Source organism: Ruegeria sp. Alg231-54 (genome assembly GCF_900143525.1).
In the GTDB taxonomy this organism is placed as follows: Bacteria; Pseudomonadota; Alphaproteobacteria; order Rhodobacterales; family Rhodobacteraceae; genus Ruegeria.
This window is the reverse complement of the sequence record NZ_FREZ01000003.1, coordinates 95,155-107,645: the sequence shown is the minus strand read 5'-3', so window position 1 is coordinate 107,645 and position 12,491 is coordinate 95,155. Positions and strand designations below refer to the sequence as shown.

12 protein-coding genes are annotated in these 12,491 nt (G+C 55.0%); 6 read left to right on the top strand and 6 right to left on the bottom strand.

Annotated features, from left to right (window positions below):
• The first annotated feature begins 157 nt into the window (after window positions 1-157).
• Window positions 158-748: a TetR/AcrR family transcriptional regulator gene (locus DHN12_RS07365; RefSeq protein ID WP_108859611.1), complete on the top strand. Its 591-nt coding sequence runs from the start codon at window positions 158-160 to the stop codon at window positions 746-748.
• Between the two features lie 26 nt (window positions 749-774).
• Here the strand turns inward: DHN12_RS07365 and DHN12_RS07360 are convergent, their stop codons facing one another.
• The 3 genes from DHN12_RS07360 to DHN12_RS07350 all read right to left on the bottom strand — a co-directional run bounded on the left by DHN12_RS07360 (window position 775) and on the right by DHN12_RS07350 (window position 3,943).
• The gene (locus DHN12_RS07360) at window positions 775-1,836 is read right to left on the bottom strand and encodes a 2Fe-2S iron-sulfur cluster-binding protein (protein WP_159089988.1); all 1,062 of its coding nucleotides are present in this window, start codon (window positions 1,834-1,836) and stop codon (window positions 775-777) included.
• A gap of 83 nt (window positions 1,837-1,919) precedes the next feature.
• Window positions 1,920-2,795, bottom strand: coding sequence for an ABC transporter six-transmembrane domain-containing protein (locus DHN12_RS07355; protein ID WP_108859609.1), 876 nt, complete (start codon window positions 2,793-2,795; stop codon window positions 1,920-1,922).
• Window positions 2,792-3,943, bottom strand: a complete 1,152-nt coding sequence (locus DHN12_RS07350; RefSeq protein WP_108859608.1) for an aromatic ring-hydroxylating dioxygenase subunit alpha — start codon at window positions 3,941-3,943, stop codon at window positions 2,792-2,794. The genes DHN12_RS07355 and DHN12_RS07350 overlap by 4 nt, the downstream gene beginning before the upstream one ends.
• Before the next feature lie 326 nt (window positions 3,944-4,269).
• Here DHN12_RS07350 and DHN12_RS07345 point away from each other — a divergent pair, with 326 nt between their 5' ends.
• The 3 genes from DHN12_RS07345 to DHN12_RS07340 all read left to right on the top strand — a co-directional run bounded on the left by DHN12_RS07345 (window position 4,270) and on the right by DHN12_RS07340 (window position 6,467).
• Entirely contained in the window at window positions 4,270-5,151 is an 882-nt protein-coding gene (locus tag DHN12_RS07345; protein WP_159089987.1) for a patatin-like phospholipase family protein, read from the top strand.
• A 56-nt stretch (window positions 5,152-5,207) separates the two neighbouring features.
• Window positions 5,208-5,396, top strand: a complete 189-nt coding sequence (locus tag DHN12_RS24410) for a hypothetical protein (protein WP_234416573.1) — start codon at window positions 5,208-5,210, stop codon at window positions 5,394-5,396.
• Between the two features lie 159 nt (window positions 5,397-5,555).
• On the top strand, window positions 5,556-6,467 hold the full coding sequence (locus DHN12_RS07340; protein ID WP_108859606.1) for a LysR family transcriptional regulator: 912 nt from the start codon (window positions 5,556-5,558) through the stop codon (window positions 6,465-6,467).
• Window positions 6,468-6,495: 28 nt separating this feature from the next.
• Here DHN12_RS07340 and DHN12_RS07335 read toward each other — a convergent pair whose 3' ends face one another.
• Window positions 6,496-7,074 carry a TetR/AcrR family transcriptional regulator gene (locus tag DHN12_RS07335; protein ID WP_159089985.1) on the bottom strand — a complete coding sequence of 193 codons (579 nt, stop codon included), beginning with the start codon at window positions 7,072-7,074 and terminating at the stop codon, window positions 6,496-6,498.
• A 193-nt stretch (window positions 7,075-7,267) separates the two neighbouring features.
• Between DHN12_RS07335 and DHN12_RS07330 the strand changes: the two genes are divergently transcribed.
• Entirely contained in the window at window positions 7,268-8,455 is a 1,188-nt protein-coding gene (locus DHN12_RS07330; protein WP_108859604.1) for an SRPBCC family protein, read from the top strand.
• A gap of 173 nt (window positions 8,456-8,628) precedes the next feature.
• On the opposite strand, the gene DHN12_RS07325 is transcribed toward DHN12_RS07330, so the two are convergent.
• Both DHN12_RS07325 and DHN12_RS07320 read right to left on the bottom strand, forming a co-directional pair.
• Window positions 8,629-10,179 (bottom strand): class I adenylate-forming enzyme family protein, encoded by a 1,551-nt coding sequence (locus DHN12_RS07325; RefSeq protein ID WP_108859603.1) that lies wholly within the window; start codon window positions 10,177-10,179, stop codon window positions 8,629-8,631.
• A 120-nt stretch (window positions 10,180-10,299) separates the two neighbouring features.
• Window positions 10,300-10,797 carry a flavin reductase family protein gene (locus DHN12_RS07320; RefSeq protein ID WP_108859602.1) on the bottom strand — a complete coding sequence of 166 codons (498 nt, stop codon included), beginning with the start codon at window positions 10,795-10,797 and terminating at the stop codon, window positions 10,300-10,302.
• A gap of 186 nt (window positions 10,798-10,983) precedes the next feature.
• Here DHN12_RS07320 and DHN12_RS07315 point away from each other — a divergent pair, with 186 nt between their 5' ends.
• A complete protein-coding gene (locus tag DHN12_RS07315; RefSeq protein WP_199913482.1) occupies window positions 10,984-12,423 on the top strand; it encodes a coniferyl aldehyde dehydrogenase in 1,440 nt (479 codons plus the stop codon).
• The last annotated feature ends 68 nt before the right edge of the window (window positions 12,424-12,491 follow it).

Here is a 12,491-nt window from a genome sequence, read left to right as displayed (position 1 = left end):
ACATTGCTTGCGTTAGATTATCGACTGGAACGATGGGCACTAATGCAGAAAGCGCTGAAGAGCGGTAGGCAATCTTAGTTTAAATTGACTGTCAATCTTGACAGTCAATTTAAACTAAGATATCACTAAAATTCCGTTTCTGTGTAAGGGTAATCGCATGGGTCGCCCCTCGGTACAAGATCAACGTAAAAAAGAAGTCCTCGATGCCTTTATGTCGTGCGTCGTTCGCTACGGCGTCGAAGGGGCCACACTTGAACATATCGCGGCACAAGCCGGGCTGAAGCGCCCACTGATCCGCCATCATCTTGGCAACCGCAAAGCAATGGTTCTGGCGCTAGGTGAGCATGTCGTCGAAACATTCAGCAAACAGACCGAAACATTGCGCGTTGCGCTGGACGAACATCCCGATGTCCGCAATCTGATCGAGGCCCTGTTCAACTCTGACGGTGAGATGGATCCCCGGATCAACATTTGTTACCAGGCTCTCGTCAACTCGATTGAGATCTACCCAGAGCTTCGCAAGCCGCTACTGGAATCGATGGAGGCTTTTTACAAGGTCGCGATAGACATCGTTCTTGCCTCACACCCAAAAGCCGACAAACAAGCCTGTGAGATCGTCGCGCACGGAATCATAAACCTGTTTATCACCACGGATGCATTCATTCCGCTCAAACCTCCAAAAACATGGGGTTATTCGTCCTATTTCGCCGCGCTGAAATTGGCTGAAACACTGGAAGACAAAACCTGACGGCGACGGCCTGGCCAATGGCCGGGTTAGTCGTAACTGACCGCAAGCTTGTCCATCGTGGCAACGGCCTGGCAGGACAACACGGCACCTTTCGCGATCTCATTATCATCTAAAGCGGTGCGCGCCCGCATATGAACCGAGCCCTTTTTCAACTGGCAACGGCACGCGCCGCAAACCCCAGACTGGCAAGAATATGGCGGCTCCAACCCCGCGTGTTGTGCAGCCTGTAAGATCGTCTGACCAGATGCCATCTGAACCGATTGTCGCTGACCGTTCAGCGTTATGTCCACAACAGCATCAACGCCCTTGATACTGTCATCGGTCTCTTGCGCGCCGCCGTAGCTTTCCATGTGAATCCGATTGGCGGGCACATCCAAAGACATAAGCGCGTCTTTAACAGCTTTGTTCATCCCGCCGGGACCACAGATATAGTACTGGGCATTTTGGGCATACGGCGGATTTTCTGTGATCAGCGCCTCGATCGCATCCTTATCGATGACACCCCTGCGCCAATAGGCGAAACTGGACCACATTGAGGGCTTGGACAGAAGGTGATGCACTGTCAGGCGTACCAGGAACGTCTGCTGGTATGCGGCAAACTCATCTTTGAACAGGATACTGTCCGCGTTCGCATTACCATAGGCCAAATGCGCAACCGACCACGGTTCGGCCAAAAGCACAGACTGAAGCATGGAATGTAACGGGGTGATGCCACTGCCTGCCCCAAAAAAGTAGTGTGTGCGCCGTTCTTCCGGGTCTGTATCCAAACAAAAACTGCCGAATGGCGGCATGACGTCGATCACATCACCCTGTTGAACCGCATCGTTGATATGGTTGCTGACGAGCCCCTTTTTCACCCGCTTAACTGTGATACGCAGCGGATCCCCTGAAACGGGTGAAGACGAGATCGAATAGCTTCTGCGCACCTCTTCACCTTTGATCCAAAAGCGAAGGGTCAGGTGCTGACCAGCACGCCAGGCAAAGTCTTGGGCCAGATGTGGCGGCACGTCGAACATGACGGATTTGGCCTGCCCGCCGATCTCATTGCGCGTTTCAAGCACCTCAAGCGGGTGAAAATCTCTGGTCATTTGAGCCTCCGAAATTCGTGCCATGCGAAAGGGCAGGATGTGTGATGATACCCGATATGGGCCGGGCGTTTGAATTGAACGGATTAGGCATTGGCACCCTGTTTCGATGCCGGTGCGTTGATCCGCTCGGTGATCTCGGACAAGCGCGCGAGGCTTTGCAGGACCATTGGTAAAACCACGACCGATTGCACAAACTCGAACGAATACGTGACAACCGAGAAGATCTGCCCTGCCGTCGCCCCGCTTTGCGTCGCTGCAAACCACAGGTTGAAGGCCAGCATGCTGAGCAAGACAGCAAAAATCGCAGCGTAGACAAGTGCCTCGGAATCCGACAACCGAACCTCATGCTTGCGCAATCGAAACAAGTGCTGGCCGATCTTTTTCAGATCCATGCTTTGCAACGCAGTCACCTGTCTTTCTGACTGGTGGTTCAACAGCCCATTCAGGCGGAAGAAGCGACGCGAAAACAAGGTAAAGATGATCATGATAATCACCGCAGCGGCCCCTGCAGCGGTGGCAAGTGCCCCGTGAAAGGACATTAGAATACCGACCGAGACCATAACCTGCACGACTGCACCCATCGATTCAGGGGCCTCATTCTCCAAAAAATCAACCAGCTCGCGGGCCATCAGCACCCGCGCATTTAGCACCGAAACCCCGCGCCCCGCATCCCGTTTGGCCTGAGCCTTGCCCAATTCGACGCGGATCGTGCCATAGGCCCGCGTGTCGTAAATACGCCGCAACGTCGACACAACCAACAGCGCTGCCATCGCAACACCGAAATGGATGAACGACTTGTAGTCCCCACTCGACAGACCGTCGATCGAATAGCCGATCAAAAGGGGAAGAAGGGTAAACAACGCCGTTTCAACCAGGGTCAGACCCCAGGTCGTTGCGATTTTTGTGCGGAAGACCCGCAGCAAGGTCGCAATCGACAACCGGTCGTCTGGGTTGATCATTCTTCTTGCAACCAATCGCGAACGACCCCTTGGTGCTGAACCACGGGGCTTTCCCCAACTGCGGCTGGACCAACCTCGAAATAGGGCGAGGTCAGGGATTTCTGTTGCTGTTCACAGGCATAGATGTCCTCTTGCGTGAAATCGCCCGAGGCCATTGGATCGTTTTCATCATACGCATCATCACCGTCATATTTGCCTTTGATACCAAAATTGTTCCAGAAGGACGCCGACCGGGTGGCCTGTTTCGAAAACTCCCAGCCCGAGGCATTGGCAACACGCGTCCGGTTCAGAATCCGCGTCCTGTCCGGAGCAAGCGGGGTAATGATAAAGACGTTCCACACGTCCTCGGACGCGCCAATTCCGACCCCGGGAAACAGCATCGGCACCCATGCACCATTCTGATCTTCGGGAACGACCCGCGGCATCTGAAGCTTTTTGTTCTGATCTTTGGCGAACTCTTCGACCGGCGGCTCCCAAAAGATGTAGTGCGGCCCGTACCAACCATATTGCGCATTGGCGTGGTCATACATCTGTAGGGTGTTCGAATGCAGGTGGCTCAGATGGTAGACGTCGATGTAATTCTCGACGACGATTTTCCAATTGGCCTTGATTTCATAGGTGTTCGAGGTGTCCTCGTGTTCCACCAGTTCTTCTGGCACGTGTGGTCCGACCTTATCGTCCACGTCGCCAAACCATTTCATGATCGACCCTGCGTTCGGGTCGGGATGCACAAACAACATACCCTTCCAGATATCGACCGAAGCAGATTTCAGGCCAAGGCAGGATTTGTCGACGGACTTATATTCGCGATGCTCATCCGGGACCGAGATCAGGTTGCCCTCAAGATCATAGGTCCAGTCGTGATAGGGGCAGGTCAGCGCTTTTTGGGTCTTTCCCACGGCGCGGATCAATTGGGTGCCCCGATGTCTGCAGATGTTGTGGAAGGCCCGCAGCCTGCGATCGCGACCCATGACGATAAACAGGTTGTTCAGTCCTGCCTGAACCGAAAGGTAGTGCCCCGGCTCGGGCAAGTCCTCCATGAAGCCAGCAAACCGCCATGTTTTTGAGAATATCTCTCGCTGCTCTCGGTCGAACCACTCCTGCGATGTATACGCCTCTGCAGGTAACTCATGGTACATTTGCGGCATGCTGTCCTCTCCTAGGGCCGTCGTCTTCACGGTTGGCAAGCTAAACGTTTTGACCTCAGCAACAGTGGTTAACACATGCCCGATCTTACGGTGCTTTGAAACGAGATAGGCAAACAGCAAATGTCTGTCAATAGTGACAATTTAAAGAATGAGATCAGCCGAAACACGTAAGCGTATTTTTGCAATGTCTGCCTTTCCGATCGGTGTCATCTCGCACAAGACCTAACGATACAACCAGATTTAGGCACCTGCAGAGATTTGGTACTCAACAAAATATGCTTGGTACTATACAGAGCGGCACCACTTTCAAGACGGACAATTCACCAATGCCTTCATTAAAGATTTGCGTCAATTTAGCCGTCGTGCTGATGCTAATCGCCTGTGCAGGCAGCTATGATCGGTCAGCACTTACGCCGACTCCCGAGAATTACGAGGCCTTTCTGCCGGTTGGCACAACCCCGGACAGCCGGTTTTTCGAGGATGACAGCCGCGACCGTCTGGCAACTCTCAATGCGGAAATGCGCAAGACGCTGGCGCAGGTTCCAAGGGGACAAGGCCTGAACATTCTTGCGCTGTCAGGCGGCGGCCAGCACGGAGCTTTTGGAGCCGGCGTTCTAAATGGCTGGGCCGACAAGGGCACACGCCCATCCTTTGATGTGGTCACCGGAATCTCCACTGGCGCGCTGATTGCGCCCTTTGCGTTCCTCGGTCCAGATTATGACAGCCGTCTGAAGCGGTTCTACACCGAAACCGCGACCCAGGATATCGTGCGATTAGACGTTTCGGGTGCCGTCTTTGGGCGCGGTTTCCTGACCAAAGCAACGCCGCTGAAAGCGGCGATCAGGCAAGAACTGACCGACGATCTGATCCGCGAGATCGCGGAGCAGCACAGATTAGGCCGCCAGCTTTTGATCGGCACCACCAACATCGATGCGGAACGTCCGGTGCTGTGGAACATCGGAGCTATCGCCCAAACCGACACGCCGGGCGCACGGGATCTGATCCGGGACGTAATTTTGGCTTCGGTCTCTATACCTGTCGTATTCCAACCAGTTACAATCAAGGTGACCAATGGCGACGTACAACGCGAAGAACTGCATGTGGATGGTGGGCTTGCCCGCGAGATTTTTACCTATCCATACGACTTGCAGATGCGTCAGCTGTTGCGGGACGCTGGGCTGAGCAACCAAAAAACCGCATTTGGTTAATCCACAACAAAACGCTGGAACTGAGTTTCGATCCCTTGCCCGGAAATGCAACCGCAGTGGCTAACCGCGCGTTCGAGATGCTGATCCGTTCGCAAAGCCTTGGCAATATCGAAAGCATCCTGACCCTCGCGAACCGGGACCAGTTTCAAGCCAACATCACCTATATCCCCAAGGAATTTCAAAGAAAGCCGCAGGAACCCTTCGACCCTGAATACATGACCGAACTGTTTGCGATCGGTTATTGAGCCGGACAGCATAAGTAAGGGTGGATCTATGATGCGCAGCAGTGGCAGTGACGAGGACTTAAGGCCCGGCCAGTTACTGAAGCAGACAATCAACAAGATGTTTGAACAAAGCGCAAATAACTGCAAGATAACGGGGCAATTCATGAGCAGACCGCATAGATGGTAACACCACGCCGCCTTTTCCCCTCAATCTCATCACTCCGCGCCCTTGAAGCGCTGGATCGCTTGGGTTCGGCTTCTGCGGTCGCGGATGAGCTTGCCCTGACCCAAAGTGCCGTCAGCCGGCAATTGCAAACACTGGAAGCCCAACTAGGTGTCGATCTGATCCGTCGGGATCGCAAACGCCTGCTGCTGACACCGGTTGCGCAGGAATATGTAGCCGAGGTTCGGCAAGGCCTGAACCAGATCGCTCAGGCCTCGCTAAAACTGCACATGGCTCCTATTGGTGGCACCTTAAACCTTGCGATTTTGCCGACGTTCGGAATGCGGTGGCTAGTGCCCAGATTACCCGAATTTGCCCGAATGCACCCGGAAATAACCATCAACATGTCGACCCGCCTGCGTCCGTTCAGTTTCACCGCTGAACCCTTCGACGCGGCGCTGCATTTTGGAGAACCCGATTGGCCCGGCACGGATCGGCTGTTGCTGCGTGTGGAAAGTGTATTGCCGGTTTGCGCGCCATCCCTGCTGCCCAAAGGCGCGCCGCCATCACCGCGAGATCTGCTGAAACTACCATTGCTGCACATCCAGACCCGGCCCCACGCCTGGCAAGAATGGTTCAGTCATATGGGGACAAGCCATCCCGACGCATTGCCCGGAACGATTTACGATCAATACACAACGATCAATCAGGCGGCGGTTCACGGTCTTGGCGTTGCGTTGTTGCCCAACTATTTGATCGAACAGGACCTCGCGACAGGCAAACTGATCGCTGCCTTCCCGGACGCGGTTGAGATGATGGGCGCCTACTATCTTGTTTGGCCTAAAACCAAGTCGGACGACCCGTCGCTGCGCAGCTTTCGTCACTGGCTGTCCACGCAGGCCCAAACCGAAGAGGGCCTGCCGCGCTGACGTCGTCGGATGCGACCCGACTTGGCAATCACAAAGTTTCCGTCAGCAATGAAGCCGCCCGCCTCAATTCGGTGCGCCAATTTGACGGCGCATCAAGTGCGGCCAGTGAATCGAGGGACAGGAAGATCGTTGAAATGCCCTGCGCCACGGCCTTCACCCGTTCTGGTGTGGCGTCGGGCGACACGCGAGCAAAGAACTTCTCAAGAACCGCCACAAAACGTGCCAGGACTTCCAGCAACGCCTCCGCAAGTTCGGGATGATCCCCGACTGATGCGGATAACCCCTGCCACGCAGCAGCAAGCCGTGGGTCGATCTCTTCATCTTCGGCAAATAGGATTTCCAAGAGCTGATCGCCTGTTTCGATCTGCGTAAGATGACAGTCCAACTCCAATGTCAGCGCGTTGAACGCGTCTGCGACAAGCTGATTTAGCGCTTCAATCATCTGGTCACGATTGCCAAGGTAGTGCCGTAACAATGGTCGCTTCACACCAGCCTCGGCCGCGACACGCTCTTGGGTGGCGCCATCAAGCCCGTACCGGGCCACGCAGGTCATATAGGCATCAAGGATTTCTTCTGACCGTTGCGGTTTTAAACTCGGGCGCGGCATAGCGTTTCCAGTCTCTCCATCAGGCTCAGGACAAGAGCCCTTGAAATCTTGATTAACCGCAGTTTTTGCGGCCAATTTCTTCCAAATCGTCAAAATTAGTGAACGATCACTTTGCATTGACATATGCCGCGTTCAAGGTTACCTGTCAACAATGACAATTATGAAAACTTAGCAGCCATTTGTGAGATCATTCATGCAACAGCCAAACCAAATGCCAGAGGTCGCCACCCAGGAATTGCCACCCGAAGCCTACACATCAGATGAATGGCTGGCACAGGAAAACAAAAAGTTGTTTTCGCGCAGCTGGGTGTTCGCTGGCGTAGAGTCAAAGGTTGCCAATGCGGGCGATTACATGACGGCCAAGGCAGGGCACTTTACCCTGGTCGTAGTCCGCGGAAACGACGGCGAACTGCGTGCGTTCCACAACATTTGCCGCCATCGCGGAACCGAACTGTTGGACCACGGCTGCGGAAATGCGGGCAAGACGATCGTGTGCCCCTATCACTCGTGGACTTTTGGCCTGGATGGCGCGTTGCGTGGTATCCCCGACCAGCAAGCCTGTTTCCCGCACATCAACAAAAAAGAAAACGGCCTGCACAGGGCTTCGGTCGCGGTCTTCAAGGGCATTGTCTTTGTCAACCCCGAACCCGATCAGGGCTTGTCAGAATGGCTCAGCGGATTGGAAAATGTCGTCTGGCCGCACGACATCACCAGCCCTGAACTGATATCCTACGGTGAACCTGTGACCTATGAAATGCAGTGCAACTGGAAAGTGTTCTTCGAGAACGCCATCGACGGATACCACCTGGCCTATCTGCACAAGAACACTCTTGGCGGCCCAACTCAGGACAAGAACATCTGGGACCCTTATGGCGACAATCAGGTTTGGTACTCGACCGAGAACGAAACCGTGCGTTCGCGTGTTCCGAATTTCGTGTCAACGCGCATGGACAAATGGAACGCGAAGAAAATCCCGCATGCTGAGAAAGAAGGCTATGGCGGCGTCTACATGTTGTTCCCGACGACCCTGATCGTGGCAAGCCCCTGGTCTTTTTCGATATCCGTGATGGAACCTGTAAGCGCCGGTGTGACACGGTTGCATGCTTATGTCTGGGCCGCAAAATCATGGATGTCGAGCCGCGGATCCGTCAAGGATATCCCCGGCTATGACAAAGTATCCGGCATGATCAAAAGCTCGCACTGGAAAGTGCATCCGCTGGAAACGCAGGACTTCCAGACCGAGGATGTATATGTCGTCGAGAAAATGCAGCGTGCGATGATGTCGCCCAAATACACGGTCGGCAAAATGGCCTCTGGTCCGGGCGCTGAATCTCCGCTGACCTTCTTTCAGAGATCGGTTCTGCGCCACATGGAAGCGTAGGTACACGCGGCAAGCGACAGAGATTTCACTGGGTCACTTGCCCAACCGGATGGCCTGCTTCATTTGAGGTGGGCCATTGAAACGACGAGGCTTGACCGCATTTCAGGATCAAGCCTCACACTGTTTTTCGAACCTTCATTCCCTGACCAAGAGCATTCGGTCAGGAGGGGCGCTCAGGCGGCGCCGCTTTGGTCGTCGCGACTGCAAATCTCGATAATTTCGCGTTTTTGAATTTTACCTGTCGGGCCTTTGGGCAATGCGTCCCAAATCTCGATATCTTTCGGGATCTTGAAGTTGGCAATCTTACCCCGGCAGTACTCACGCAGTTCCGCGCCGCTAACAGGGGTATCCGAGTTCAGGGTGACAACGGCATGAATCCGATCCCCCCATTTTGGATCGGGCAAGCCGAACACACTGACTTCGTCGATTGCATCATGTTCAGCCAGACAGTTTTCGACCTCGACCGGGAACACGTTATAGCCGCCGGACTTGATACGGAACTTTGCCCGGTCCTTGAGATGCACGTAACCCTCTGCATCGATCACTGCGATATCCCCGGTATGCAGCCAACCATCGTGGACAGTTTCCGAATACTCCACCGCTTGGTTCCAATAACCCGGTATCACATAGGGCGAGTGTATCAGCAGCTCACCCGCCTCTCCGCTGGGAAGGTCATTGCCCTGCTCATCCACCACACGGACGTCCACGTAGTAAAGTGGTCGACCCGCACTTTCCAGACAGTTGTGCCCGTCTTTCAACGCGCGTTCGTGATCGGTTGCGGTCAGCATCATACCCATGCCCATCAGCTCGGTCGTGCCAAACATCTGCAGGAATTTGCACCCGAAAGCCTTGAGCGCATCCCGCACCGTCGCAGGTGGAATTGGCGCAGACCCATACCCCAGCTGCCGGATCGACGCGCAATTGTATTGCGTGATCAGGCCGGAAGACAGCAGGTCGTTCAGCATCGTTGGCACCAGAACGCAGATCGTCGCCTGCTCACGGTCAATAAGCTTAAGCGCCGTTTCAGCATCCCATTCGCCGACAATAGCGCATTTGGTGCCGTGGAACATGTTGCGCAGCAGGTGAATGATCGGAACGCCCGATGCCGGCATCGCGTGCAGCCAGACATCATCCGGACCCGCACCTTCCGTCAGAGCGATTACACCCATCGACTCGATCATCAACGCGTGAGGATAGATCGCACCTTTCGGCAAACCAGTTGAACCGGTGGTGTAGCAGATCATCAATTGCTCATACGGGGTATGGATGAAGGCTCCGCGATCAGATGCTGATGCGATCAGGGTTTCATAATCCCGCTCCAGCGTATGCTGCGCACCAACTCCCACCAGCACCGGCTGGCGTTTGCTGAAGGTCAGTGCCTCTTGGGCGATTGCAACTTTCGTGTCCTGCACGATCAGAACATCCAAGCCTGCGTCGTCAATCAGCGCGCCAATCTCGCGCGGGGCAAGGCGATAGTTCAGACCCACTCGAATCGCACCGGCCTTGGCGCAAGCGCCTATGGTTTCCGCAACCTCGATGCAGTCAGGCAGGATCACCCCGACCCTGTCACCCTTGCGGACATCCAGCGGCCGCAACGCATGCGCCAGCGCATCTGTTCGCTGGCCTAACTCGCGCCAACTGCAACGGCGGTCCAGTTCCACATAAGCATCTTGATCCCCAAAGCGGTCTGCGTTTCGGTCGATCAGCTGTCCAAGCGTCGGCATTGGTGTCTCCTCCCGGGCATCATCACGGCAAATTACTAGTTACGTGATGGTCGTTTTTAGTGGCGGTTTTTGGTGGTGTAAGACGTGCGGAGGCAGGTGAAAATTCACTTTAACCCTGCATCAGCCTTCCAGCGGTGTGAGTTTGTGAAATCCCTTGCGCCCATAAATTAGCGCCGACTTTTCCGGGTTCAGGTGAACTTCTTTTACCATACCGAAGAACACCGCATGTGTCTTCGTGTTTGCCCAGTTGTCGACCACGCATTCAAAGGACACGACGGACTCTTTCAAAACAGGCAGACCCAGATCTCCGTTGATCCATGTCCCGGCTACCTGGAACTGTTGTTCCTTGTCCATTTTCGACGAAAAGGCACCGACAACCTCGGTCATGTCATCGGGTATGAGGTTTACGGCAAACTTTCGGCTGTCCATCACGACGCCATATGTTCGCGCTGTTCGGTTGATGCAAACCAACAAAGCTGGCGGATCGGCCGTTAGCGAACATACCGCCGTCGCCGCCATTCCAGCGCGCGAATCCTCGAATTCTGATGTGATGATGGTCGTTGAGGCCGCCAGCAACTGCATGCCGGTCTTGAACCTGTCTTCTGTGGTCAGGGTCATACTGCGCTCTTGATAATTAGTGAACGATCACTTACCTTCCACATCGCCGGATAAATGTCAACGCAGACTTCGCAGCCCGGCGGCAAAGAAACGAAACCCGAACCTTGTGACCAATGGGACAGAACGGGCACACAGACCAACAGGAAGGCGGTTGCGCACCGCAAAACCAACCGCAGGAGACGCGTATTGAACCAGCATAGCCCCAACCCCGCCGAGAGCCTCGCGACGCTTTTGGAGACACAAAAAGCCCACCAGGCCGAACATGGCGCGCCAAACGCGGCTGAACGCAAGGATCGCATCACGCGCTTAATCGACCTGGTATTGGATAATCGCGATGCCCTGATTGACGCAATCTCGGCTGATTTTGGCAACCGATCACACCACGAGACGGTCGCGGCCGACATCGCTGGCACGGTGAAACAGTTAAAATTCGCGCGGGGCAACCTTGATCGCTGGATGCGCCCTGAGAAGGCAAAAGTCGAGTTTCCGTTGGGCTTGTTGGGCGCGCGCGGTCGCATCCATTATCAACCCCTGGGTGTCATTGGGATTGTCAGCCCCTGGAACTTTCCGATCTATCTGGCCATTGGCCCTATGGCCGAGGCCTTTGCGGCCGGCAACTCGGTCATGCTGAAGCCGTCAGAGTGCACACCCCGCACATCCGACCTTTTGAAGTCGCTGATAGAAGCAAACTTCGCCCCACACGAAGCCGTGGTTGTGACCGGAGGCGTCGAAGTCGCACAGGCGTTCACTGCCCTTCCTTTTGACCACCTGCTATTTACCGGCGCCAGCACCATTGGCCCGCACGTCCTTCGCGCAGCAGCTGAACATATGGTGCCGACGACGCTGGAACTTGGAGGCAAGAACCCCGCCATCATCGCCCCCAGCACAGATATGAACCTTGCGGTCGCCCGGATTGCGGCGGGCAAAGGATTCAATGCGGGTCAGGTTTGCCTGGCACCGGACTATGTCTTGGTCCCACGCGCAAAGATGGAAGAATTCGCCACCCAGCTTGCGGCAAAACTTGCCGAGGCCTTCCCGACCCTGTCCGGCAACCCGGATGTCACCCATATTGTGACCGACCGCCAATTCGATCGGCTCAAAGGCCTTGTGGAGCAAGCACGCTCGGCAGGGGCGAGGGTCGTTCAGGTCAATCCCGCCAACGAAGATCTCTCAGCCACAAACGAGAAAATTCTGCCTCCGACACTGATCGTCGACGCCGATCCGGCGCTGGACGTCATGCAGGATGAAATCTTTGGGCCGATCCTGCCAATCCTGCCTTACGACTCGCTGGATCAAGCGATAAGCTTTGCCAATGCCCGGCCGCGCCCCCTGGCGGTTTACGTATTTGCCAAGGACGCGGGCGAGCAGGAGCAGGTGATGGAAGGCACCGTTTCCGGCGGAGCGTGCATCAACGAGACCATCATGCATTCGACCCAGAACACCCTCCCCTTTGGCGGTGTCGGAAACAGTGGCATGGGCGCTTATCACGGCCTGCATGGCTTCAAACGGTTCAGCCACGCAAAAGCTATTTTCAAGCAGATCAATATGGATGGTGTCTTCAAGGCTCTTCGCCCGCCCTATGGCGAGAAGTTCTTTAAGACAATGGCACCGTTCCTGAAAAAGTAATCTGGTGCACCAATAAGGAAGGGAACTCCGCATTTACGAAGTTCCCTTCAATCTTTTTGCGGTATTGC